Origin of the sequence: Phaeobacter italicus (assembly GCF_001258055.1) — a bacterium.
GTDB lineage: Bacteria > Pseudomonadota > Alphaproteobacteria > Rhodobacterales > Rhodobacteraceae > Phaeobacter > Phaeobacter italicus.
This window is the reverse complement of the sequence record NZ_CVRM01000001.1, coordinates 23012-47171: the sequence shown is the minus strand read 5'-3', so window position 1 is coordinate 47171 and position 24160 is coordinate 23012. Positions and strand designations below refer to the sequence as shown.

Genomic DNA, 24160 nt, shown 5'->3' with positions numbered 1-24160 from the left:
CGGGCGCGGTTCAATAGCCGAGGCTACGGTCGACCAGATGTAACAGCGGCTCGCCTGCTTCGCCCCGGCGGATGTTTTCCGCGATGACACGCGCGGCTGTAATGGCGCGGGTTTCGGCTGCGATATGGGGGGTGACGGTCACATTGGGATGGGCCCAATAGGGATGGTCCAGCGGCAGTGGCTCCACCCGAAAGACATCAAGCGTTGCGTGACCCACCTGACCGCTGTCGAGTGCGGCGAGCAGGGCGTTATCGTCAATCAAAGGACCACGACCCGGATTGATGAGGCGCGCGCCCTTGGGCAGCAGGGCAAGGGTTTCATCGTTCAGTGTGTTTTCCGTGGCCGGGGTATCCGGCAGCAGCAGAACCACGATTTCGGCCCCCGTCAGGGCCGTGCGCAGCCCGGCTTCACCGTGATGACAGGTGATCCCGTCGATGGATTTTTCGGATCGTGACCAGCCGGTTACCGGGAAGCCCAGTGTCGCCAGCATCTGTCCACAGGCCTGCCCCAGCGCACCAAGGCCCAGAACCGTGACCGGGCGTTCCTCTGCGAGGGGCGGGACTTTGGGCTCCCATCTGTCCTGGGTGTGGATCGTGTTGTCGATGTCGAGATGATAGCGCAGCACATGGCCCGTGACCCATTCCACCATGCCCGCAGTCAGGCCCGGATCCACCATCCGGCAGAGCGGCATTGTCAGGGTCTGGTTGCCGACGATTTTCTCGACCCCGGCCCAGAGGCTCAGCACCGCTTTGCAGCGGGTATAGGGCGTGAAATCCTGCAGGTCGGAGTTGGGGGCATAGACCACATAGTCGACATCAGCCGGGTCATGGTCGGGCCGCAGATCGGCGTTTAGCCCGGCCTGTGCAAAGGCGGCACGCAAAGGCGCCTCTTGGGTGGCCCAGCGTTCGGGCCGGGCGGCGAATTGGACGTTGATCATGTGGCGAACACTCCGGCCATATCGGCAAAGCCTTTGACTTCGATCGGATTGCCTGCGGGATCATGGAAGAACATGGTGCTTTGCTCTCCCGGCTCGCCTGCAAAGCGGGTGGTGGGGGGGATGGTGAACTCGATGCCCGCAGCCTCTAGCCGGTCGGCCAGCGCGCGCCAGTCTGCCTGTGGCAGGATCACCCCCAGATGGGGCATCGGCACCATGTGCTCGCCCACTTTGCCGGTGTTGGCTGTTGCGAAAACCGGGCCAAGGTGAAGCGAGATCTGATGGCCGAAGAAGTTGAAATCCACCCATGTGTCGGTGCTGCGCCCCTCAGCGCAGCCCAGAAGCCCGCCATAAAAATCGCGCGCCTTATCGAGATCATCCACGTGATAGGCGAGGTGAAATATGCTCATCAATCTGCTCCCTGAACTCTGTTGTCCTAGGGATAGGGGGCAGGGCGCGATATGAATAGGCGTTTTGTCGTGCACGGCCTGAAAAAAGATCGTGCGCGCCTATGTTTGCCTTGGGTGGGGCGGTCTGACCCTAGCGGGGGCGGTGGATGTTTGCGCTTTGCACAAGGCCAAAGGCCCCCATCAGCACCAGCATCACGGACCCGCCGTAGGACACCATCGGCAAGGGGACGCCCACCACAGGGGCGAGCCCCATGACCATCGACATGTTCACGGCAAAGAACAGGAAGAAGGTGATCGCAATCCCCAATGTCACCAGCGAGGCAAAGCGGTCCTTGGTGGCGAGTGCGGTGGCGATGCAGAAGACGATCACCAGCAGATAGATGAACAACAGCGTGATGCCGCCAATAAAGCCGAACTCCTCGGCCAGGGTGGTAAAGATGAAGTCGGTGTGTTTTTCCGGCAGGAAGTTGAGGCGCGACTGGGTGCCCTGCATAAAGCCGCGTCCGGACCAGCCCCCAGAACCGAGGGCGATTTTGGATTGGGTGATATGATAGCCGGCCCCAAGCGGATCCTGCGAAGGGTCAAGAAAGGTGTCGATGCGGCGGAACTGGTAGTCTTTCAGCAGCTGCCATTCGGTGCCGCGGCTTTTGAAGACGGCGGCGACCAGCCCAACGGCGGCGCCAATGACGGCGGCGAAATAGGCCCAGTGCACACCAGCCAGAAACATGACACCGCCCCCCGCAGCCATCAGCAGGATGGAGGTGCCCAGATCAGGCTGGCGCAGGACCAGAAGCGTGGGCACGATGATGATAATGACCGGCAAGATAACCCACTGCAGACGCGAGCATTTTTCGGCCGGCAGCCAATCGTAATAGGCGGCAAGCAGCATCACCAGCGTGATCTTCATCAACTCGGAGGGTTGCAGCCGCATAAACCCAAGGTCGATCCAGCGCTGCGCGCCCATGCCGACGGTGCCAAAGAACTCTACCGCCAAAAGCAGCACCATCGAGGCGAGATAGGCAAGCACCGAGATATTGCGCCAGAACCAAATCGGCACCATCGCCACCACCAGCATGACTGCAAGCCCGAGGATGAAGCGTTTGACCTGCGGCTCGACCCAGGGGCTGAAGCTGCCGCCCGCGACGGAATAGAGCATCAGAAAGCCAACCGCCGCGACGCTGGCCAACAGAAGGGTCAGCGGCCAGTTCAGATAGAGGATCTTGCGCAGGCCGGTGGGGACCGTCTGGGCATTGTTGGCAAGATAGCTCATCTTTGTGCTTTCGTTTGTGGCCTGATCAGAGCGTTCTCTGCGGGGCCGGTCTGGTGGTCGTCACTGGGGTCGTCACTGGTGGTCGGTCTGTGGCTTATGCCTGTTCGCTGTCGTCGCCGCGGTCGCGTTTGAGGCGCTCGCGCTCCAGCCGTTCCTGCTGGGCCTGGATGCGGCTGCGGTCCTTGGTGGGATAGGCCTCTAGCGGGGGCGTGCCGCCATAGAGCGCCTGAAGCAGCACGTCGCGGGCGATGGGGGCTGCGGCCTTGGAGCCGCCGCCGCCGTGTTCGACCACGACGGCTGTGGCGTATTTCGGCTTGTCATAGGGCGCATAGGCCACGAACAGCGCATGGTCCCGGCGTTCCCAGGGCAGGTCTTCGTTGCGGATCACCCCGGCGGCGCGTTCTGCGGCGGTGATGTTGCGCACCTGGCTTGTGCCGCTTTTTCCCGCCATGCGCATGCCCTCGGCGATGATGCGCGATCCATAGCCCGTGCCACGGCGTTCGTTGCTGACGGAGTACATGCCCTTGCGCACGGTGCGCAGGTTGTTGGGGTTGATATCCATCGCTTCGCCTGCGCCGCCGGGTTGTTCGACACCGTCGATGGATTTCACCAGCCGCGGCTCAACAGAGCGGCCGGTGGCCAGCCGCGCGGTCATCACCGCAAGCTGCAATGGCGAGGCGAGCATATAGCCCTGACCGATCGAGGCGTTGACCGTATCCCCCACCAGCCAGTCCTGGCCGTAGGTTTCCGATTTCCACGCCCTGTTCGGGGCCAGCCCCTTGGCAACGGCAGACATGGGCAGATCGTGGCGCACGCCAAGGCCAAAGCGTTTCGCCATCGCCGAGATCTTGTCGATGCCCACCTTGATCGCGAGATCGTAGTAGTAGACGTCGCAGGAGCTTTTGAGCGAGGTGTTGAGGTCGACATGCCCGTGGCCTGCGCGTTTCCAGCAGTGAAAGCGGCGGCCCGAGACCTCCATGTGGCCGGGGCACCAGACGGTTTCTTCGGTGCCGATCAGCCCTTCCTCAAGTGCGGCGAGGGCTGTGATCATCTTGAAGGTTGAGCCGGGTGGATAGACCCCCTGCACCGTTTTGTTGGCCAGAGGGCGATACTTGTCCTCTGTCAGCATCCGGTAGTCAGCAACCGAGATCCCGCGCACGAACAGGTTCGGGTCAAAACTGGGGGCCGAGGCAATGGCCTGCACATCGCCGCTTTCGCAATCGATCAGAACAGCGCTGGCGCTTTCGCTGCCGAGACGGGCCTGGGTGTAGCTTTGCAGCTCGGCGTCGATGGTCAGCTGCATGTCTGCGCCCGCTTCGCCCTCGCGGCGGTCCAGCTCGCGCATGACCCGACCGGTGGCGTTGACCTCGACCCGCTTGGCGCCCGCTTTGCCGCGCAGGCTGGTTTCGACCTTGGCCTCAAATCCGACCTTGCCGATCTGAAAGCGGGGAATGCGCAGGATGGGTTCGGGATCTGTCAGCTTGCTGAGATCATAATCTGACACCGGCCCGACATAGCCGACCACATGGGCGAAATCCTCGCGCTGGGGATAGACGCGGGTCAGGCCCACCTCTGGCGTGATGCCGGGCAGGGCGGGGGCGTTGACGGCGACCTTGGAGATATCGTCCCAGCTGATCTGATCTGCCAGTGTGATCGGCAGAAAGGGCGGAGAGCGGCGCATCTCTGTTTTGGCGCGCTCAATGTCTTCGGGATCAAGCGGCAGCAGGCGCGACAGCCGTTCGATCACCGCATCCACATCGCCTGCGTCTTCGGGCACGATGGTGATGCGGTAGGATTGAGAGTTCTGCGCCAGGATCATGCCGTTGCGGTCATAGATCTGGCCACGGGCCGGGGGGATCAGGCGAATGTTGATCCGGTTTTCCTCGGCCAGCAGGCGGAACTGATCGGCCTGATCGACCTGCAGGTGACGCATCCGCATGGCAAGACCACCGGCAAAGGCCAGTTGCAGCCCGCCGAGAAACAGCGCGCGGCGGCTCATCTTGCGGTGCGAGGCTTCGACGTCCTTGGTGTTGCGTTTCATCAGCGGCTTCCCAGAGCTTCTGCTTCGGCAGGCGAGAGTTTCTGAACGCCCAAGAGGCTTTCGCTGATCAGGACGATCAGCGGATAGACGGCCAATGTTGCCACCATCTGGATCAGAATCAAACCCAAGGATGGCTGTTCGACACTGAGCACGGCAAGGATCAGCCGGTTGCTGAGGGTGATGGCGACGATCACAATTCCGACACTGACCCATTCCCCGAGAAAGGCGGTTTCCCGGTGGGGGTGGACCTGCGATTTCAGAAAGCTCGCGCCGAGCACCACCAAGAGCGCAATCAGCCCCGGTGGGCGCTGAAACAGCAGATCGGCCATCAGGAAGGTGAAGGCGATGCTGAGGGTCGGGACAAAATCGGGGCGACGCACGGCCCAGGCCATCACCAGCGCCATCATCACGTCGGGCGGCGCCCAGCGAGAGGGCAGGGTGGACAGCGGCAGAAGGTGCAGAAAGATCACCAGAAGCGAGAGGGCCGGAAAGGCGGCCCGCATGACCCAGATCCGCGCCGGGGAGGTGTTAGCCATCCTCGGTCTCCGCAGGCTCTGTCCCGTCGCCGGTGTCTGCCCCCAGTCCTTCGGGGCGCGGGCGGGGGATGGTGCCGGTGCCGGGCGCCGGCACGATCAACCCGCCGGGGTCGCGGATCACCTCAGAGCCGTGATGGCGCAGCACCCGCAGAAATTCCAGCCGTTCGTAATCGGCCGACAGGCGCACCCGCAGGCGGCCAAAACGGTCTTGTGTCACCTGACCGATCAGCAGACCCGCCGGAAAGACCTGCCCATCGCCAGAGGTGACAACGCGGTCGCCAGGGCGCACCAGATCGGGGTTTTCAAGAAAGTCGATCACCGGGGCGGGGCTATTGTCGCCCGCGACCAGCGTGCTTTGGCCGGAGGGTTGGATCATCGCGGGCACGGCGCTGGAGGCATCTGTCAGCAGGATCACGCGGGAGGTGTTCTGCCCGGTGCCCGAAATCCGGCCCACAAGGCCGATGCCGTCCATCGCGGCCCAGCCATCCCGCACCCCATCGCGGGCGCCAACGTTGAGGATCACCGACTGGCGAAACGGCGAGCCGCTGTCGGCCATGACCACACCGGTCACATAGGTGAGACGCGGATCAAGGCGGACGTTGTTGAGATCAAGCAGACGGGCGTTTTCCTGTTCCAGCTGCAGTGCGGCCTCTTTCCAGGCGCTCATCTGGCGCAATTCGCTGCGCAGCTCGCGGTTCTGTTCGGCAAGGCGCTGATAGCTTTGGAAGTCGCGGAACAGGTTGATTGCCCCTTCGACCGGGATCATGGCCCAGTCCATGCTGGGCACCACCGCGTCGATCACCTGCGCGCGGAACCGTTCGACGCGCGGGCTGTCGATCCGCCAGATCAGAAAGAGGGCGAGCAGGCACAGGCAGACAACCCCGGTCAGCAAACGACGCAGCGGGGCCGCATAATCATCGCGCTGGGACCGATCTTTGGCCAAGGGTTCCCTTTCAGGTCATGCAGAGCCCGCGCGGGGCGCGGTTCTGCGTGTGCCCATCAGCTGTCGTAGTCGATGGCGTGTGCCAGCTGTTTTTCGTATTCCAGCGCCTTGCCGGTGCCAAGGGCCACGCAGTTGAGGCTTTCGTCGGCGATCGACACGGCCAGGCCGGTCTGTTCGCGCAGCGCCAGATCCAGATCACCCAGCAGTGCGCCGCCGCCGGTCAGCATCACGCCGCGGTCAACGATGTCAGCGGCCAGATCCGGCGGCGTGGTTTCCAGCGCGGTCATCACCGCTTCGCAGATCTGCTGCACCGGTTCTGCCAGCGCTTCGGCCACCTGGGCCTGCGAGATTTCGATTTCCTTTGGCACGCCATTCAGAAGGTCACGGCCGCGGATCTGCATCGACTGACCACGGCCGTCGTCGGGCATCCGGGCGGTGCCGATCGAGGTTTTGATGCGCTCTGCCGTTGCTTCACCCACCAGAAGGTTCTGCTGGCGGCGCAGGTAGGAAATGATCGCCTCATCCATGCGGTCGCCACCGACGCGGACGGAGCGGGCGTAAACGATGTCACCCAGCGACAGAACCGCGACTTCGGTCGTCCCGCCGCCGATGTCGACAACCATGTTGCCGGTCGGGTCGGTGATGGGCATGCCTGCGCCGATGGCGGCGGCAATCGGTTCTGCGATCAGACCGGCGCGACGGGCACCAGCCGAGAGCACGGACTGACGGATCGCGCGTTTTTCCACGGGGGTGGCACCGTGGGGGACGCAGACGATGATCTTGGGCTTGGAAAAGGTGGAGCGTTTGTGGACCTTGCGGATGAAGTGTTTGATCATCTCTTCGGCGGTGTCGAAGTCAGCGATCACACCTTCGCGCATCGGGCGGATGGCCTCGATCGAGCCGGGGGTCCGGCCCAGCATCAGCTTGGCGTCTTCGCCAACCGCCAGAACCTTTTTGACGCCGTCTTTCACGTGATAGGCCACCACGGAGGGCTCTGACAGGATGACACCGCGACCCTTGACGTAAACCAGCGTGTTCGCCGTGCCGAGGTCAATTGCCATATCAGACGTGAACAACCCGCCAAGACTTCCGAAGATCGACATATAGTAGGACCCTGTAAATACTGCCACCAATCCCGCGACTCTGATGAGAGCGGGCTTTTGTTCTTATAAGCAGGGGTTGCACGTCGCGAAAGGGCGGATTCGGGACAAATGGCACCTTTCCGCCGCTTGCAAGGGGGCCCGTGGAGGGCATTGATGGGTGTGCCCCATCATCGGGCTGTTGCGGAACATGGTGGTGGGGGCGATGTTCGCGGCGCAGCGGAGGCAGGCGCGTGTGTGCTTCACGTTGCGTCAGGGACTTTCGCGGTGGCGGTTTTGGCGTTAGAGGGCAGGGATGCTGTCATATCAACATATCTATCACGCCGGAAATCTGGCGGACGTTCAGAAACACGCGCTGTTGGCGCGGATGCTGGCCTATCTCACCCAAAAGGATAAGCCGCTCAGCTATCTGGAGACCCACGCAGGGCGCGGGCTCTATCAGCTGGACGCGGCGGAGGCGGTCAAGACGGGAGAGGCCGAGGCAGGCATCAGCCGCCTTCTGAATGACGCTTTGCTGGCGCAGGATCATCCGTTGGCAGAGGCGATTGCCAGGACTCGGGCCGCCCACGGGGCAGCCGCCTATCCCGGCTCGCCGATGATTGCGGCGCATCTTTTGCGCGAGGGCGACAGTCTCAACTTTGCCGAGCTGCACCCGCAGGAAAACGCGGCGCTGCGCCAGGCGATGCGGCCTCATGCCAAAGGCGGGCGCGTCAGGGTGCATCAGCAGGACGGATTTGAACTGGCGTTGTCATTGGCGCCACCGACACCGCGACGCGGCATGCTGTTGATTGACCCGAGTTACGAGATCAAGCGTGACTATGCCCAGATCCCCGGCCATATCGCCAAGCTGCACCGCAAATGGAATGTTGGCGTGATTGCCCTGTGGTACCCGATCCTGACCGATGGGGCGCATAAGCCGATGCTGAACGCGCTGGAGGCGCAGGACCTGCCGGGCGTGTTGCGTCACGAAGTCCGCTTTCCCCCGGCGCGAGAGGGGCACCGGATGGTGGGTTCTGGCATGTTCATCGTGAACGCGCCCTACGGCACCGAGGATGAGGCAAAGCGGCTGACCAAGCTGTTCAGTCAACTGGGCTGAGCAGGACCGACCCAGCGACGCCACTGTGACCCCACTGTGACGACCCAGCTACGACACGGAAAAGGCCACCCGATGGGTGGCCTTTGTTGTTGGGATATGCGTTTCAGATCAAAAGGTTGATCAGGTGATGTCCTTATAGGAGATCTCGCGCGTGTCGGCGCCTTCGCCCATTTTGCTGCGGCGCACGATCAGGCGGTTGAGGGCGCTGATATAGGCCGCGGCAGAGGCGACAACCGTGTCGGTGTTCGCGCTTTCGCCCGTGGCGATCACGCCGTCTTCTTCCAGACGGACAGACACCGTGGCCTGCGCGTCGGTGCCTTCGGTCACGGCGTGCACCTGATAGAGCTGCAGATGCGCGGCGTTCGGGTGGATCTTGCGGATTGCCTTGAAGGTTGCATCAACCGGGCCGTCGCCCTCTGCGGCCTCGGTCACGTCCTTGCCGTCGACTTCCATCTCGATGGTGGATTCCGCCGGGCCGCCGGTGCCGCAGACCACTTTCATCGAAACCAGCTTGAGGTGATCGTCGTCATCCCCGCCGGTGCGCATCAGCGCGATGATGTCGTCGTCAAAGACCTCTTTCTTGCGGTCAGCCAGCTCCTTGAAGCGGACAAAGAGATCCTTCAGCTGGTTGTCGCCCACCTCAAAGCCGAGCTGGCTCAGCTTGTCGCGCAGGGCTGCGCGGCCGGAGTGTTTGCCCAAGGGCAGGGAGGTGCCGGCGATGCCCACATCTTCGGGGCGCATGATTTCAAAGGTTTCTTTGTTCTTCAGCATGCCATCCTGATGGATGCCGCTTTCATGGGCAAAGGCGTTCTTGCCCACGATGGCCTTGTTCGGCTGCACCACGAAGCCGGACACGGTCGAGACGCGGCGCGAGATGTGCATGATTTTCTTGGTGTCGATGCCAGTGTGGAACGGCATGATGTCATTGCGCACCTTCAGCGCCATGACGACCTCTTCCAGCGCGGTGTTGCCCGCGCGTTCGCCCAGACCGTTGATGGTGCATTCGATCTGACGCGCGCCACCGGCCACAGCGGCCAGCGCGTTGGCGGTCGCCATGCCGAGGTCGTTGTGGCAATGGGTGGCAAAGATCACGTCATCGGCACCCGGAACGGTCTCGATCAGGCGCTTGATCAGATCGGCGCTTTCGACCGGGGCGGTGTAACCCACGGTGTCGGGGATGTTGATGGTGGTCGCGCCTGCCTTGATGGCGATCTCGATCACCCGGCAGAGATAGTCCCATTCGGTGCGCGTCGCATCCATCGGGGACCACTGTACGTTGTCCACCAGGTTGCGGGCATGGGTGACCGTTTCGTGGATCTTCTCTGCCATCTCATCCATGGTGAGGTTGGGGATGGCGCGATGCAGGGGCGAGGTGCCGATAAAGGTGTGGATGCGCGGCTGAGCGGATTTGCGCACCGCTTCGGCGCAGCGGTCGATATCCTTGAAGTTGGCGCGCGCCAGACCACAGATCACGGAGTTCTTGGAGCGTTCGGCAATTTCGCTTACCGCTTTGAAGTCACCTTCGGAGGCGATGGGAAAGCCCGCCTCGATGATGTCGACGCCCATATCGTCCAGCAGCTCTGCGATCTCGAGCTTTTCGTCATGGGTCATGGTTGCGCCGGGGCTCTGCTCGCCATCGCGCAAGGTGGTGTCGAAGATCAAGACGCGATCTTTGTCAGCTGCAGTCGTCATGTCGGTATCTTTCTTGTCTGTCCTAAAAACCAATCCTGATGGCGCGCATGCCTTCCCCTCTGAGCGGGCGCGCCGGATGGCACGCTCAGAGGCGGATTAGGATCAGTAGGGCGCGCAGATCTGCACCGCGAAACGCGGTGGCGGAGCGAAGGATATCTGCACGCATGGTCATGACGCAGAGTTATACAGAGCAGGATGCGAATGGAAAGACAGAATTTCACGCAAAACGCGCAACATGTCACAAGGGTGGGGCAGGCGCCACGCAATGACCACGCCTGCCTGCCACGATCCGGCGTGGATCAGTTGCCGTCGCTGGCGGTTGCGGGGGCAGGGTCGGTTGCGGGTGTATCGGCGCTGTCTGCCTCGCTGGCACCATCCTGTGATGCGGGTGCCGTGCTGTCCTGGATCTTGAGCGCGCCGTTTTCCCAGGTGCCTTCTGCCTCCTGACCGCTGGCATAGCGCATCACGCCGGGGCCCTGGCGTTTGGAGTTCAGGAAACTGCCCTCGTAGACATCGCCATTGGCATAGGTGGCCACGCCCTGGCCGCTGATCTTGCCCTCTTTCCAGTCCCCTTCATAAGAGAAGCCGTCCGCCATCACGATCTTGCCGGTGCCGTGCCGCTGGCTGTTGGCAAAGCTGCCGGTGTAGACGGAGCCGTCGGGGTAGGTCACAACCGCCTCGCCGTGGCGTTCGCCGTCTTTCCAGCCACCTTCGTAGCGATACCCGTCAGGGTAGGTCATCACGCCCTGGCCTTCGTTCTTGGCGTTCTTGAATTCGCCTGTGTAGACCAGACCGTTGGGATAGGTTGTGGTGCCGGTGCCTTCGATCACGCCAGCGACCCAGTCCCCTTCATAGGTAGAGCCATCAGGGTAGGTGATCTTGCCCACACCATCGGCAAGATCGTCGCGGAACTGGCCTTCGTATACAGAGCCATCAGGGTAAGTGACCTTGCCCTGACCTTCGATCTGGCCTGCCAGCCATTCACCTGTGTAGACGTAGCCATCCGTCTTGGTGAAGGTGCCTTCGCCGTGACGCAGGTCATCTTCGAAGTTGCCGATATAGACATCGCCATTGGCGTGGATCTGCTTGCCTTCACCCTGACGGCGCCCTGCGACCAGCGGGCCTTCGTAGATGTCACCATTGGGCTGGGTCAGCTTGCCGGTGCCGTTCATCTGGTTCTGGGCCCATTCGCCTTCGTAGATCAGACCGTCCGGCATGGTAAGCGTGCCGGTGCCTTGCAGCTGGCCATCGCTGACCTCGCCCTCGTAGGTGGCCCCATCGGGGTAGGTGATTTTGGCGGTGCCGTTCTTGCGCCCGTCAACCCAGTCGCCGTCATAGATATAGCCGCCGGGGTTCTGCATCACGCCCTTGCCGTGGTGTTTGGCGTCGCGAAAGCCCCCTTCGTAGCGGGCGCCATTGGCATAGACCGCAACGCCCTGGCCGCTGATCACACCGTCTGACCATTCACCTTCATAGGTGCCGCCATCGGCAAAGGTGATCTTGCCTGCGCCTTCGGGTTTGCCCTTGGCGAATTCACCTTCGTAGACTGACCCATTGGGGAAGCGGGCAACGCCGCGGCCGCGGACCTCTCCGTCGACCCACTCGCCGCTGTACTGATAGCCATTGGGCAGGGTGTAGGTGCCGGTGCCGTGCTGCAGGCCGCCCCGGAATGTGCCCTCGTAGATACCGCCGATCTCGTCCTGGGTGGTGAGGATCTTGCCCTCGTCCTGGGCGCGGGCGGGCAGGGTCGGTGCAAAGACGCCGAGCGCAAGCGCAGAGGTCAGGAGTGCGGAGGGGAAAAGACGGGTCATGAATTCTCTGCTTGCCATGGAGGGAGCCGGTTTGGTGGTCTTATTATGGGGTTTGTCTGGAAACTATGCCACAGCCGCTGCTGCCGCAATGTCTTTTGGCGCTGTGGTCTTTCCCTCGCGGCGCTATCTGTTTATGGGCATTGGGCAGGATTATCGAAGGACGCAAGCAGGATGGCCGATCGTTTCCGCGTGACACTGGCGCAGCTCAATCCCACTGTCGGGGATATCGCAGGCAATGCAGACAAGGCCCGCGCGGCCTGGGCCGCAGGCAAGGAGGCGGGTGCCGATCTGGTTGCTTTGCCGGAGATGTTCATCACCGGTTACAACACCCAGGACCTGATCCAGAAGCCCATTTTCCACCAAAGCGCCATCGCCGAGGTTGAGCGGTTGGCCGCCGATTGCGCCGATGGACCGGCGCTGGCGATCGGCAGCCCCTGGGTTCGGGATGGCAATCTCTACAACGCTTACCTGATCCTGCAGGGCGGCAAGATCAGCGCGCAGGTGCTGAAACACCATCTGCCCAATGCGACCGTCTTCGACGAGGTGCGCCTGTTCCAATCCGGTCCGCTTGGCGGCCCCTACGCCGTCGGCGGCGTGCGCATCGGCAGCCCGATCTGTGAAGATGGCTGGTACGAGGATGTGGCCGAGACCCTGGCGGAAACAGGGGCAGAGTTCCTGCTGATCCCGAACGGCTCGCCCTATTATCGCAACAAGATGGAGGTGCGGCAGAACCTGATGGTGGCGCGCACCGTCGAAACCGGTCTGCCGGTGATCTACCTCAATATGGTGGGCGGTCAGGACGATCAGGTCTTTGATGGGGGGTCTTTTGTATTGAACCCCGGTGGCGCGCTGGCGCTGCAGATGCCGGTTTTTGACGAGGCGATCCAGCACCTTGATCTGGAGCGCACCCCCGACGGGTGGCGTGCGGTTGAGGGAGAAAAGGCCAGCCTGCCCGACGCATGGGAGCAGGACTATCAGGTTATGACCTATGCGCTGCGGGACTACATGCGCAAAACCGGCTTCAAGAAGGTGCTTTTGGGGCTTTCGGGCGGGGTCGATTCCGCGCTGGTGGCGGCGATTGCCGTGGACGCCCTTGGGGCCGAGAATGTCCGTTGTGTGATGCTGCCGTCTGAATATACCTCGCAGGGCTCGCTTGATGATGCCGAGGCGGTGGCCAAGGCGCTGGGCGTGCATTACGACTATGTGCCGATTTCAGAGGGGCGCGCGGCCATCACCAACACGCTGGCCCCGCTGTTTGCCGGTCTGGAAGAGGGGCTGACGGAAGAGAACATCCAGTCCCGCCTGCGCGGCCTGCTGTTGATGGCAATGTCGAACAAATTTGGCGAGATGCTGCTGACCACCGGCAATAAATCCGAGGTCGCGGTGGGCTATGCCACGATCTATGGCGACATGAACGGCGGCTATAACCCGATCAAGGATCTCTACAAGACCCGCGTCTTTGAGACCTGCCGCTGGCGCAATGCCAACCACCGACCCTGGATGATGGGCCCGGAGGGGGAAGTGATCCGCCCCAGCGTTATCGACAAGCCGCCCTCCGCCGAGCTGCGGGAGGATCAGAAGGACAGCGACAGCCTGCCGGATTATCCTGAACTGGACGCGCTTTTGGAGATGCTGGTGGATCAGGAGGCTTCGATTGCCGATTGTGTTGCGGCGGGGTTTGATCGTGAGGTCGCCAAACGCGTGGAGCACCTGATTTACATCAGTGAATACAAACGCTTCCAGTCGGCGCCGGGGGCACGGCTGACACCGCGGGCGTTCTGGCTGGATCGCCGCTATCCGATCGCCAATCGCTGGCGCGACCCCAGCGGCGCCTGATGGTCCGCTGAAGGGTCTGAAGGACGGGCCGAGACAGAACATGATGAAAAGGCGCGGACCCGATTGGCCGCGCCTTTTTTGTGTTCAGGTTGGTGGTCAGGTCGGGTGTCTGGCGCTGCGAGCGTCGCAGCTGCCTTGCCCGTCTTTTGGCGCGTTAGCCCATCATCTGATAGCTGACCGGCACAAAGCGGAACCCTTCCCCCCGGGTTTCGACAAATCCGGCAGCGGGGAAAGGCATGTGATAGCCGATCATCGGGATCCGGTCGCCTGCCAGCATCTCCATCACCTTGCGGCGTGAGGCCGTGGCCGCCGCCTTGTCCATGTCAAATCGCACTTCCCATTCCGGGTGGGCAAAGGACCAGACGTAGTGGTTCGCCAGATCCGCAGTCAGCACCAGCTGCTGGCCGCCACTGTCGAGCATATAGGTCATGTGGCCGGGCGTATGACCAAAGGCGGCCATGGCAGTGATGCCGGAGGCCACGGAACCACCGTCTTCGATGAAGGACATTTTCTCTGCCATCGGCGTGACCTTTTGCGCGACCAGATCACCAACGCGATTGCCGGCCTCCATCTTGGACCAGAAGTCATATTCGGCGCTCGCCGTGACATAGCGGGCATTGGCAAAGGTTGCGGCGCCCTCTGTTGTCATTCCGCCGATGTGATCGGGGTGCATATGGGTCAGAACCACCACGTCGATCTCTTCGGGGCTGACACCAGCCTCGGCCAGTGCCTTCTGGATGCCCCCCTGGCCGAGACCTGTGTCAAACAACACCTTTTCAGAGCCGGTATCCACCAGCGTCGGTGTGAAATAGAACTGGGCCATGTCGGCGGGGATGAAGTTTTCCGCCGAGACCTTGGCAAATTCCTCGTCTGTTGCGCCACCGCCAAAGATCTCCTTGGCTCCATCGCGCGGCAAGCTGCCATCCAGCAATGTGGTGACGGTGAAGTCGCCCAGCTTGAAACTGCGGCTGTGGGCAGCGGGTGCCTTGGCGGCGTGTCCATCCGCAAGCACCGGGGTCACGGTGGCGGCAAGGGGCAGGGCGGCAGCTCCGCTGAGCGCAGCGCGACGGGTGATCTTCAGGGACATGGCGGGATCCTCACTGTTGCTGTTTCGGTCTTTGGTCTTGGGAAAGAGTTAGGTCGCGTACGAAGATTTCAAACCACCCGCGCAGGCCCGTCACGCCAACGTGAGATCGCAACGCGGCGCCAATCGCCACAGACAGGTGGGCAGAGCTGTCGATCTGCGGGGAAAACTGGACAAAACGCTGCCCGTGTGACATGGGCAGGGCAACAGGAGACATCTGATGACCACCACCCGTTTTGCCCCGTCGCCAACCGGCTATATCCACGTTGGCAACCTGCGCACCGCGCTGATGAACTATCTGATCGCCCGCAAGGCTGGCGGCACCTTCATCCTGCGCATCGACGACACCGACCCGGAGCGGTCCAAGGAAGAATACGTCGATGCCATCAAGCAGGATCTGGAGTGGCTGGGCCTGACCTGGGACAAGGTCGAGCGCCAGTCCGAGCGTCTGGACCGCTATGTCGCCGCCGCCGATCGCCTGCGCGAAATCGGCCGGTTCTACGAGGCGTTCGAGACCCCGACCGAATTGGACCTGAAGCGCAAGAAGCAGCTGAACATGGGCAAGCCGCCGGTCTATGACCGCGCCGCGCTGAACCTGTCCGATGATGAGAAAGCTGCGCTCCGCGCCGAGCGCGGCGATGGTGTTTGGCGTTTCAAGCTGGATCATCAGCGCATTGAATGGACCGATGGCATCCTGGGCGACATCTCCATCGACGCGGCTTCGGTTTCTGATCCGGTGCTGATCCGTGGTGACGGCCAGTTCCTTTACACACTGGCCTCGGTTGTGGACGACACTGAAATGGGCGTCACCCATGTGGTGCGCGGCTCTGACCACGTGACCAACACAGCGACCCAGATCCAGATCATCGAAGCACTGGGCGGCTCTGTGCCCTCCTTTGCGCACCACTCGCTGCTGACTGGCCCACAGGGCGAGGCGCTGTCCAAGCGTCTGGGCACCCTGGCGCTGCGCGACCTGCGCGAGGCGGGCGTGCAGCCGATGGCGCTGCTGAGCCTGATGGCGCGTCTTGGCTCCTCTGATCCGGTGGAATTGCGTTCGGAACTGGCTGAGCTGGTTGACGGCTTTGACATCAACCGCTTTGGCGCAGCACCGACCAAGTTTGATGTGCAGGATCTTTACCCGCTGACCGCGCGCCACCTGCAGTCGCTGCCGCTGGAGGCCGTGCAGGCCCATGTGGACGCGCTGGGGGTTCCGGCAGAGAAACAGGCCGCCTTCTGGGATATGGCCAAGGAAAACATCACCACCCTCAAGGATCTTGCCGGCTGGTGGGATCTATGCCGCGACGGCGCCGAGCCGCTGGTGGCGGATGAGGACAAGGACTTTATCGCCGAGGCGATGGCGCTCTTGCCTGAAGGCCCCTACGACAGCGACAGCTGGGGCAAGTGGACCGCTGCCGTCAAGGACGCGACGGGCCGCAAGGGCAAGGGCCTGTTCATGCCGCTGCGCAAAGCCGTGACCGGCATGGAACGCGGCCCTGACATGTCTGCCCTGCTGGCGCTGATGGAAACCGTCCGCGCCCGCGGCTGACAACAGCCCGGCCCAGAAGCCTGATCCAAATCACCAAAAGGCGGCGCCCGCAAAGCGCCGCCTTTTTTGTTGGCAGGCTTAGTCGGCTAGTCGGTCTGTGTGGGAAACAGGTGATCGGCCAGTGATTGCGCCGCTTTGGCCATGTCGCTGTTGGGGTGATCGGACAGCGCGGTCAGCCCCTTCTGCATCCAATCCATCACCGACGGGTCATCCTTGCCGCAATGGGCGATGGGGGGAAAGGCGCAGTCGAGCAGGTAACGCGCGGTGACAGGCGGCATTTCGACATGGGGAAAGGACACATCCTCGCGGGCGTCGGGGATGTCGTCTGGGGTGCTCTCCCACAGAAGGCGTTCGAGGCGGCCCATCACCTCCATCGCGGTGCCGGGGTCGTTGATCCCGGGGGAGAGGGCGCGTTGGGCGGTTTCGGCCAGCAGCGTCAGGCCAAAGGAGGGATCCTGATCGAAACTGCGCACATCGCCGATTTCAATATGCCCGCTTGCCGTGTCAGCCAGATCCTCGTCTGCCGTGAACAGCCAGGCCACGGGTTGGCCGCGCAGCACGAATTCGCCGGGGCTGCGGGCAATGCGGACGCGGGTGTCGCCCTCTTTGGCCAGGGTGTTGAGGGCAGTCATGTCGATAAAGCGGACAAAGCCGCTTTCGGCGGCGGGGATGGCGATACTGTCTGCGGGGCGGGCATCGCTGTTGTCGTCTGTGATGGCGCATCCCCCCAGGCATGGCCGTTCGGCGCGCTGGCGCAGGCTGGTGCGGCTGCGGGTTTCGATCAAGCGCAGGGTGTGGTCCATGCTGCCGAGCCCGGAGAGATGGTCGATCCAGCGCAGGATCGAGCCGACAATCAGTGCGACAATCACCACGGTGGTGGCAAACACCACCACGGCGGCGTCCTCGGTGTAAAAGCCCGAGCGGAACAGGATCACCGCGCTGAGGCTGAAGACGAAGCCGCCGACAAATGTGGCCAGCACGCTTTGGGTGATCGTATCCTCCAGCAGCAGGCGATAGACCCTTGGTGTGGCCGTGGCCGCAGCGGTGCGATAGGCCGACACCATGATATTGAGCGAAAAGGTGGTAACGGCCAGCATGCCCGAGGCGAGAATGGTCAGAACCGGCAGCGCCGCGTCCCGGCCAAACCGATCGCCAAGATCTTCGGGAATGAACCCGGTTAGCCAGGGCGCCACGGCCAGCGCCAGAAGCGAGCAGGCCGACAGCAGGACAACCCGAAACCACAGCTGCCGGGTGATGCGGCGCACATATAAAAGGGTGCGGGAAATCACGCTGTGCTGCCCGGATGTGTGGTGCCTGCGCCTGCGCCTGCGGTCGGGGCGGTGTCGATCATGCTGTCGACCACATTTTCGACAACTGTGGCGTTCACATCAGCAAGGGTCCGGTCGACCAGCGCGGTTTCCTGTGGGCTCAGCGCTTGATGCCGGGGATATTGCGGGGCCGTGCGATCATTCAGGATCGGTGCGTCCCAGCCGTCGGTTGTGGTGACAAAATCCGCCACCCCCTCGCGGCCAAAGATCTGATGATAGCCCTGAACCACGACATCCAGATAGCTGAGCAGAATGGGGTGCCGGTGGCTCGCGGCCTGCTGGCTGTGGGCGGGGACTGCGTAGACTGCGATGTCTGTCTGGGTGGGCAGATCATGGTCTACCGCGCCCTGGGCGGGCAGGCGGTCATAGGCAAATTCACGTTCGTCCAGTGCGGCCCAATCCGCGCCCGGCACCTCGGCAATCAGACCGTCGATGGCGCTGTGTTCACAGGGAACCGCGCTCAGGAAGGCGACCGGGCGCAGGTCGGTGTGCACCCAGGCCCGCCGCCAGCCCCGCAACCGCGCGGGCCGGGCCTGGCGGTAGTCATGGGTGCGCGTGTTGACGAGGCTGCCATAGCCAAAGAAGTAGGGGGCAGGCATTGCGGTCTCCTGTGAAATCCGGGTCAGGGTGGCGGCGTTCCTCTAACAGATAGGGCGACTTAGCACTGTTGTCGCCCCTGCAATGCGGTCTTTTGATGCATGTCAAAGAGCCCTTTGCCCCCACATGCAAAGATGTGCGTCATGGGACGCATCGGAAGGGGCACACATGCGTATTACGAAACGGACAAATATCGCTGTGAGGCTCTTGATGTATTGCGCGGCCAACTCGGACCGGCTGGTCACGAAGTCGGAGATCGCGGAGCGGTGCAATATCTCTGAAAACCATCTGGCGCAGGTGATTAATCAGCTTGCCCAGCTTGGCTATCTGCGAACCCAACGTGGGCGCAACGGTGGGATGAGTTTGGGCAGACCTGCTGGCAAGATCGGGATTGGCGATGTGTTTCGCGACGTCGAGGGCACGGTTCCGATGGTGGAGTGTTTTGCCGATGCCGACAACACCTGCCCGCTAGTCTCGGCCTGTCGGCTGCGGGTTGCCCTCGCGGATGCGGCGCAGGCCTTTTATCGCTCTTTGGACGGGATCACGCTGGAGGCGCTTGTCTGTGACAATGACGAGCTGTTTGCCTTGTTTCAGGCCGCCCCCTGTCCGCAATACGGCCGCTGACAGTCTTGCCATCTGGCAAGGGGGGCCTGTCGGTGATGCCGTTGGCTGTTCCCCAACCGGGGTGGGGAACAGCCCATAAATCAGAAAGGGGAGAGGCATCTGGCCTCTCCCCTTTTTTCGTGTTTTCGCGCGGCTTGCGCCTGCGCGTGATCGGGGGTCTGACGTTAGTCGCGGGCCCGCAGGATCCGGGCAGGGCGAACGCGCAGGGGGCGCCAGGCAAAGGCCAGACCGGCCAGCAGGGTGGTTAGAATGCCGCCGCTGATAATTGCCAGTGCGTTGCTCCAGATCACGACGAAATCGCTTTCGAAGACATAGACATTGATGGCCCAGGCCCCTGTCATGCCGGCGATGAGGGCGACCAGCCCGGCGCCTGCCCCCAAGAGAGCGGAGCGGGTGGCAAAGCTGAGCAGGATCTGCCTGCGCGGGGCGCCAAGTGTCTTGAGGATCGCGGCCTCGTAGCGGCGGGCGGGTTCGCCTGCGGCGGCGGTTCCGATCAGCACCATGAAGCCCGTGAGCAGGGTCGCCGCCGCCCCGTATGCGGTGGCAGAGGCCAGCTGACGCAGCAGGTCAGAGACCCGATCAAGCGCGTCGCGCACGCGGATTGCCGTGATGTTGGGCATCGCCTTGGCCAGATCCCGCAGGATCTGCGCTTCGGCGTCCTGCTCGGCATAGACAGTGGCGATATAGCTGTGGGGCGCCCCGGCCAATGCGGCCTCGTTCAGAACCATGACAAAGCCCATTCCCGCGGTCGAAAAATCCACTTCGCGCAGACTGGTGATGGTGGCGGTGATATCGCGGCCCAGCACATTCAGGGTGAGTGTATCGCCAAGGCCGAGCCCCAGTTCCTCGGCCTCTTCGCGGGCAAAGCTGACTTGTGGTGCGCCGCTGTAGTCTTCGGGCCACCACTGCCCTGCAACCAGAGTGGTGGTTTCGGGTTGGGCCGCGGCATAGGTGATGCCCCGATCACCCGTGACCACCCAGTGATCGCCTGCCACTTCGGTTGCGGGGGTGCCGTTGATGGTGGTGAGGATCCCGCGCAGCATCGGTGCGCTTTCCACCCGGCTGACGGCGGGATCACCTTCGACCCGGCCGAGGAAGTCGGGCATCTGATCGCGCTGGATGTCCACAAAGAAATAGGAGGGGGCAAGATCCGGCAGGTTGCCCTCGATCGAGCGGCGCATATTGCCATCGACCTGGCCAATGGCGGCGAGAACGGTCAGCCCAAGCCCAAGCGCAAGCACGGTGGGCACCGCCGCATCGCGGGAGGTGCCGATTGCGGCCAGTGCCCAGCGGATCGCGGGAACCCCGCGCGCCAAGGGGGCAAGGCGACGGGCCATCCAGCTGAGGACAACCGCCGCAAGCAACAGTACGATCAACGCTCCGATCAGGCCGGCGGCGGTCCAAAGCGTCAGTGCAATTGCACCACTGAAGACCGCAGCAGAGCCCACCAGCACCGCAACAGCCAGTGCCGTTGCCACGATGTAGCGCGGCGCAGGCAGCCGTGTGCGGCTGTCTTGGGCGTCGCGAAACAGGGCGGCGGCGCGGATCCGTTCGGCCCGTGCCAGCGGCCAGAGCGCAAAGACGAATGCGGTGAGCAGGCCATATAGCGCAGCCTCGCCCAAGGCCGCCGGGGCCAGGCCAAAGACGGCCGGAAAGGGCAGCTGCGCCGCAATCCAGGGGCCAAGGATCACAGGCGTCATGCCACCGATCACCAAGCCGATTGCCACCCCCAGAAGTGCCAGCGCGCCGATCTGCAGGAAATAGGTCAGAAACAGTGTCGCGCGATCCGCGCCCAAAGTGCGCAGGGTGGCAATCGTGGTGGTCTTGCCCGCGAGATAGGCGCGCACGGCGGCAGAAACACCGATCCCGCCCACAGCCAGCCCGGACAGGCCAACCAGCACCAGAAACCCTGCCAGCCGTTCGACAAAGGTTGCGATGCCCGGGGCGCCATTGCGCGCATCGCTCCAGCGCATTCCTGCGGCCTCAAACTCTGCTTCGGCGCGGGTCTGCATGGCGGCAAGATCCTGACCTTCTGGCAGGATCAGGCGGTATTTGCTGGAAAACAGGGTTCCCGGCTGCAAGAGGCCCGAGGAGGCGAGATCATCCGTTTGCACGATGGTGCGCGGCCCAAGGGTAAAACCCGCGCTGGCAGCATCTGGTTCGTTTTCCAGGATGGCGGTCAGGGCAAACTCCTGTGTGCCAAGGGCAAAGCGATCCCCGACCGCCAGGCCCAGCCGGTCGGCCAGCACCCGCTGCATCACCCCGCCCGGCAGACTGTCAGTTCCGGCCAGCGCCTGATCCAGCGGCATGTCCGGTGACAGACGGACAGTGCCGACAAGCGGATAAGCGGTATCCACGGCCTTGACCTGCGTCAGCGCGCGCTCGTCTCCGACGACAGCCATAGACCGGAAGTCGATCACCTCGGAGCGGCGCAGGGCGTTGGCGTCCATCCAGGCTTGCTCTTGCGGGGAGGCACGGCGATAGGTGAAGCCCAGCTCTGCGTCGCCGCCCAGCAGGACGGCGCCTTCCTCGCTCAGACCGGTTTCGATGGCCGTCCGCAGCGAGCCGATCCCCGCAATCACCGCAACGCCCAAGGCAAGGCAGATCAGAAAAACACGAAAGCCGCGCAGACCACCACGCAGCTCTCTCATTGCAAAACGGGTCGCAAGCGACAGGCGTGAGGCGCTCATTCTGCCGCCTCACGGGCCGCGTCCTGATCCAGCCGACCGTCGCGCAGACGGATCACCCGGTCACAGCGGGCGGCCAGTTCGGGCGCGTGGGTGACCATGATCAGAGTTGCGCCATAGCGATCGCGCAGGTCAAACAGCAGATCCATGATCGCAGCGCCGTTGGTGGCGTCCAGATTGCCTGTAGGCTCATCCGCGAGAAGGATGCGTGGCCGCGTGACAAGGGCGCGGGCCAGGGCCACGCGCTGTTGCTCGCCGCCGGACATCTGTGCCGGGAAATGATCTGCCCGATGGCCAAGGCCGACAGCCTCCAGTTCTGCGCGGGCGCGCTCGAACGCATCCTTTTGCCCGGCCAGCTCAAGCGGGGTGGCGACGTTTTCCAGCGCGGTCATCGTCGGGATCAGGTGAAAGCTCTGGAAGACCACGCCCATGTTGTCGCGGCGAAACCGCGCGAGCGCATCTTCGTCCATCGCCGTGAGATCCTGACCCAGCGCATGCACCCGCCCGCCGCTCGCCTGTTCCAGCCCGCCCATGACCATAAGGAGCGAGGACTTGCCCGACCCCGACGGCCCGATCAGGCCCAGTGTCTCACCCGCGGTGACATCCAGTGTGATGCCGTGCAGGATGTCCACAGGGCCGGTGTTGCCGATCAGCGAAAGTGATGCATCTTGCAGGGACAGGATGGGTTCGGGTTGAGCGGACGGATTGGAATGCATAGATCATGAGCCTGTTTTGTAACTTCTCTCGATATGGAGCCTTTGAGCCGATGCGCAAGGTGATGGCAGGATTGATTTTTGTACTGGCGGCAGCAGGGGCACAGGCGGATCCGGTCCGTATCACGGCCTTTGGGGACAGCTTGGTTCAGGGCTATGGCTTGCCGCAGGGGCAGGGCTGGGTGCCGCAACTGCAGGGCTGGCTGGATGCGCAGGGGGAAGAGGTTGAACTGATCAATGCGGGCGTCTCTGGGGACACGACGGCAGGGGGCGCTGCGCGCATTGACTGGACGCTGGCAGATGCGCCTGATGCGCTGATCGTGGCGTTGGGGGGCAATGACCTGCTGCGCGGGCTCGCCCCCGAGGAAAGCCGCCGCAATCTCACCGCCATCATGGAAGCGGCAGAGGCCAAGGCCCTGCCAGTGCTGCTGGTGGGCATTCAGGCGCCGGGGAATTACGGCGCGGACTTCAAAGAGAGCTTTGACGGCATCTATCCAGATCTCGCGGCGCGATTTGACGCCTTGCTGCATCCCGACAGTCTGGCGGGCATCCGCGCGGCGACCGGCAATGATATTCAGGCGGCTGGCGCATATCTGCAGGATGACGGGATCCACCCCAACGCCGAAGGCGTGGCGTTGAATGTGGCGGCGATCGGTCCCAAGGTGCAACAGCTGATTGAGCAGGTTGCGCAGTGATGGGCCAAAGGGGTGATCCGATCACGCCTGCCCAACAGAATGAAGCCTCAGCCCGGACGCCCACCCAGTGACACACACCCTGTGACGCCCATCCCGGCACAGACCCTGACCGGTGGCACAGATCCCGCAAATGCAAAACGGCCCCGAAATCCGGGGCCGTTCGTCTATCATGAGGGGGTTGGCCCCTCTGAACTGGTCTGGTCTCAGACCAGTTCCAGGTTCACCGCGGACTCGCGGCCGTCGCGGCCGGGCTGCAGTTCGTAGTTAACCTTCTGGTTGTCGGCCAGGCCGGTCAGGCCGGAACGCTCAACTGCGGAAATGTGCACGAAAACATCGCTGCCGCCCGAATCGGGTGCGATAAAGCCGTAGCCTTTGGTGGTGTTGAACCATTTGACGGTGCCTGTGGCCATCGTCTGTACTCCTGAGTCTTCTTGTTCTGCCCGCAACATGCGACAGACTGGCAATGCCATTGCGTATTTCATGACCGAGCCTGCCGTAGGACAGCGATGACTTCTGCGTAACCTTGCGGCCTTTAGTGTGCAGGCATTACTGACTCGGCGCAAGGAGAATGAGCATAGCTTCTTTGATCCGGGGCGAAACCACCCCGATTCTGCCGAATAAGGCCCGCAAATTGGCGGGTTTTGTCACAGAACAGTTACAACCGTGCCGATCGGCACCCGGTCGTATAGATCGACGATATGCTCATTCGTCATCCGGATACAGCCATTTGATACAGAAGAGCCGATTGTTTCCGGCTTATTCGTCCCGTGGATGCGGAAATACGTATCGACACCGTTCTGAAACAGGTAGAGCGCGCGCGCCCCAAGCGGATTGCTCTTGCCGCCGGGCTGGATGTAGTCGTTGTCGACAAACCGCGCATAGGCCCGCGGGTCACGCTGGATCATCTCTGGCGTCGGGCGCCAGCTGGGCCATTCCCGCTTGGCCTCGATTGTGGCGGTGCCGGTGAATTCCAGCCCGGCCTTGCCTACGCCAACACCATACCGGCGCGCGCGGCGGCGTTCGGTGACGAAATACAGATAGTAAGAGCGGGGCAGCACGAGGATCTGACCGGGCTCGAACTGTTTCTTGATGCGGACATCCTGCGGTGTCGGGTCAAAGACGGTTTCGGCAGGGCTTGTCTGCGGCCAAAGGGCGGCGGCAGAGGTACAGGCCATAAAGGCGCGACGTGTGAACATGCTTGGCTCTATTGGTTTTGG

General features: G+C 62.8%; 21 protein-coding genes. 5 read left to right on the top strand and 16 right to left on the bottom strand.

Features of this window, described 5'->3' with window-relative positions:
* Positions 1-10: 10 nt before the first annotated feature.
* From NIT7645_RS00235 to NIT7645_RS00205, 7 genes are all read right to left on the bottom strand, one after another.
* Positions 11-937, bottom strand: a complete 927-nt coding sequence (locus NIT7645_RS00235; RefSeq protein WP_008563191.1) for a 2-hydroxyacid dehydrogenase — start codon at positions 935-937, stop codon at positions 11-13.
* Positions 934-1344 carry a VOC family protein gene (locus NIT7645_RS00230; RefSeq protein WP_008561496.1) on the bottom strand — a complete coding sequence of 137 codons (411 nt, stop codon included), beginning with the start codon at positions 1342-1344 and terminating at the stop codon, positions 934-936. Before NIT7645_RS00230 ends, NIT7645_RS00235 begins: the two co-directional genes overlap by 4 nt.
* A 130-nt stretch (positions 1345-1474) precedes the next feature.
* Positions 1475-2614: a rod shape-determining protein RodA gene (gene rodA, locus NIT7645_RS00225; RefSeq protein ID WP_008559217.1), complete on the bottom strand. Its 1140-nt coding sequence runs from the start codon at positions 2612-2614 to the stop codon at positions 1475-1477.
* Between the two features lie 94 nt (positions 2615-2708).
* A complete protein-coding gene (gene mrdA / locus NIT7645_RS00220; RefSeq protein ID WP_008559448.1) occupies positions 2709-4655 on the bottom strand; it encodes a penicillin-binding protein 2 in 1947 nt (648 codons plus the stop codon).
* Complete coding sequence (locus tag NIT7645_RS00215) at positions 4655-5191, bottom strand: hypothetical protein (protein WP_008560433.1); 537 nt, start codon at positions 5189-5191, stop codon at positions 4655-4657. The genes mrdA and NIT7645_RS00215 overlap by 1 nt, the downstream gene beginning before the upstream one ends.
* Complete coding sequence (gene mreC, locus NIT7645_RS00210) at positions 5184-6134, bottom strand: rod shape-determining protein MreC (RefSeq protein WP_008561258.1); 951 nt, start codon at positions 6132-6134, stop codon at positions 5184-5186. The genes NIT7645_RS00215 and mreC overlap by 8 nt, the downstream gene beginning before the upstream one ends.
* A 56-nt stretch (positions 6135-6190) precedes the next feature.
* Entirely contained in the window at positions 6191-7237 is a 1047-nt protein-coding gene (locus NIT7645_RS00205) for a rod shape-determining protein (protein ID WP_008561252.1), read from the bottom strand.
* Between the two features lie 292 nt (positions 7238-7529).
* Here NIT7645_RS00205 and NIT7645_RS00200 point away from each other — a divergent pair, with 292 nt between their 5' ends.
* Entirely contained in the window at positions 7530-8330 is an 801-nt protein-coding gene (locus tag NIT7645_RS00200) for a 23S rRNA (adenine(2030)-N(6))-methyltransferase RlmJ (RefSeq protein ID WP_008559715.1), read from the top strand.
* A gap of 120 nt (positions 8331-8450) precedes the next feature.
* Here the strand turns inward: NIT7645_RS00200 and NIT7645_RS00195 are convergent, their stop codons facing one another.
* Together NIT7645_RS00195 and NIT7645_RS00190 are read right to left on the bottom strand one after the other, a co-directional pair.
* Positions 8451-10022 (bottom strand): 2-isopropylmalate synthase, encoded by a 1572-nt coding sequence (locus NIT7645_RS00195; RefSeq protein ID WP_008563252.1) that lies wholly within the window; start codon positions 10020-10022, stop codon positions 8451-8453.
* A gap of 299 nt (positions 10023-10321) precedes the next feature.
* Positions 10322-11833 (bottom strand): MORN repeat-containing protein, encoded by a 1512-nt coding sequence (locus tag NIT7645_RS00190; protein ID WP_008560762.1) that lies wholly within the window; start codon positions 11831-11833, stop codon positions 10322-10324.
* Positions 11834-12004: 171 nt separating this feature from the next.
* Here NIT7645_RS00190 and NIT7645_RS00185 point away from each other — a divergent pair, with 171 nt between their 5' ends.
* The gene (locus tag NIT7645_RS00185; RefSeq protein ID WP_008562713.1) at positions 12005-13669 is read left to right on the top strand and encodes an NAD+ synthase; all 1665 of its coding nucleotides are present in this window, start codon (positions 12005-12007) and stop codon (positions 13667-13669) included.
* Between the two features lie 154 nt (positions 13670-13823).
* Here the strand turns inward: NIT7645_RS00185 and NIT7645_RS00180 are convergent, their stop codons facing one another.
* The gene (locus NIT7645_RS00180) at positions 13824-14756 is read right to left on the bottom strand and encodes an MBL fold metallo-hydrolase (protein WP_008561349.1); all 933 of its coding nucleotides are present in this window, start codon (positions 14754-14756) and stop codon (positions 13824-13826) included.
* A 217-nt stretch (positions 14757-14973) separates the two neighbouring features.
* On the opposite strand from NIT7645_RS00180, the gene gltX reads away from it, so the two are divergent.
* Positions 14974-16299 (top strand): glutamate--tRNA ligase, encoded by a 1326-nt coding sequence (gene gltX, locus NIT7645_RS00175; RefSeq protein WP_008559203.1) that lies wholly within the window; start codon positions 14974-14976, stop codon positions 16297-16299.
* A gap of 86 nt (positions 16300-16385) precedes the next feature.
* On the opposite strand, the gene NIT7645_RS00170 is transcribed toward gltX, so the two are convergent.
* Together NIT7645_RS00170 and NIT7645_RS00165 are read right to left on the bottom strand one after the other, a co-directional pair.
* A complete protein-coding gene (locus NIT7645_RS00170; protein WP_008560758.1) occupies positions 16386-17588 on the bottom strand; it encodes a DUF2254 domain-containing protein in 1203 nt (400 codons plus the stop codon).
* The gene (locus tag NIT7645_RS00165; RefSeq protein ID WP_008560066.1) at positions 17585-18226 is read right to left on the bottom strand and encodes a gamma-glutamylcyclotransferase family protein; all 642 of its coding nucleotides are present in this window, start codon (positions 18224-18226) and stop codon (positions 17585-17587) included. Before NIT7645_RS00165 ends, NIT7645_RS00170 begins: the two co-directional genes overlap by 4 nt.
* Positions 18227-18392: 166 nt before the next feature.
* On the opposite strand from NIT7645_RS00165, the gene NIT7645_RS00160 reads away from it, so the two are divergent.
* The gene (locus NIT7645_RS00160) at positions 18393-18848 is read left to right on the top strand and encodes an RrF2 family transcriptional regulator (RefSeq protein ID WP_037302528.1); all 456 of its coding nucleotides are present in this window, start codon (positions 18393-18395) and stop codon (positions 18846-18848) included.
* Positions 18849-19012: 164 nt separating this feature from the next.
* Here NIT7645_RS00160 and NIT7645_RS00155 read toward each other — a convergent pair whose 3' ends face one another.
* Complete coding sequence (locus NIT7645_RS00155; RefSeq protein WP_050685757.1) at positions 19013-21538, bottom strand: ABC transporter permease; 2526 nt, start codon at positions 21536-21538, stop codon at positions 19013-19015.
* A complete protein-coding gene (locus NIT7645_RS00150) occupies positions 21535-22251 on the bottom strand; it encodes an ABC transporter ATP-binding protein (protein ID WP_008561898.1) in 717 nt (238 codons plus the stop codon). Before NIT7645_RS00150 ends, NIT7645_RS00155 begins: the two co-directional genes overlap by 4 nt.
* A 50-nt stretch (positions 22252-22301) precedes the next feature.
* Between NIT7645_RS00150 and NIT7645_RS00145 the strand changes: the two genes are divergently transcribed.
* Entirely contained in the window at positions 22302-22943 is a 642-nt protein-coding gene (locus NIT7645_RS00145; protein ID WP_008560165.1) for an arylesterase, read from the top strand.
* Between the two features lie 203 nt (positions 22944-23146).
* Here the strand turns inward: NIT7645_RS00145 and NIT7645_RS00140 are convergent, their stop codons facing one another.
* Both NIT7645_RS00140 and NIT7645_RS00135 read right to left on the bottom strand, forming a co-directional pair.
* A complete protein-coding gene (locus NIT7645_RS00140; protein ID WP_008558873.1) occupies positions 23147-23353 on the bottom strand; it encodes a cold-shock protein in 207 nt (68 codons plus the stop codon).
* 234 nt (positions 23354-23587) lie between these two features.
* Entirely contained in the window at positions 23588-24139 is a 552-nt protein-coding gene (locus tag NIT7645_RS00135) for a L,D-transpeptidase (protein WP_008559486.1), read from the bottom strand.
* Between the last annotated feature and the right edge of the window lie 21 nt (positions 24140-24160).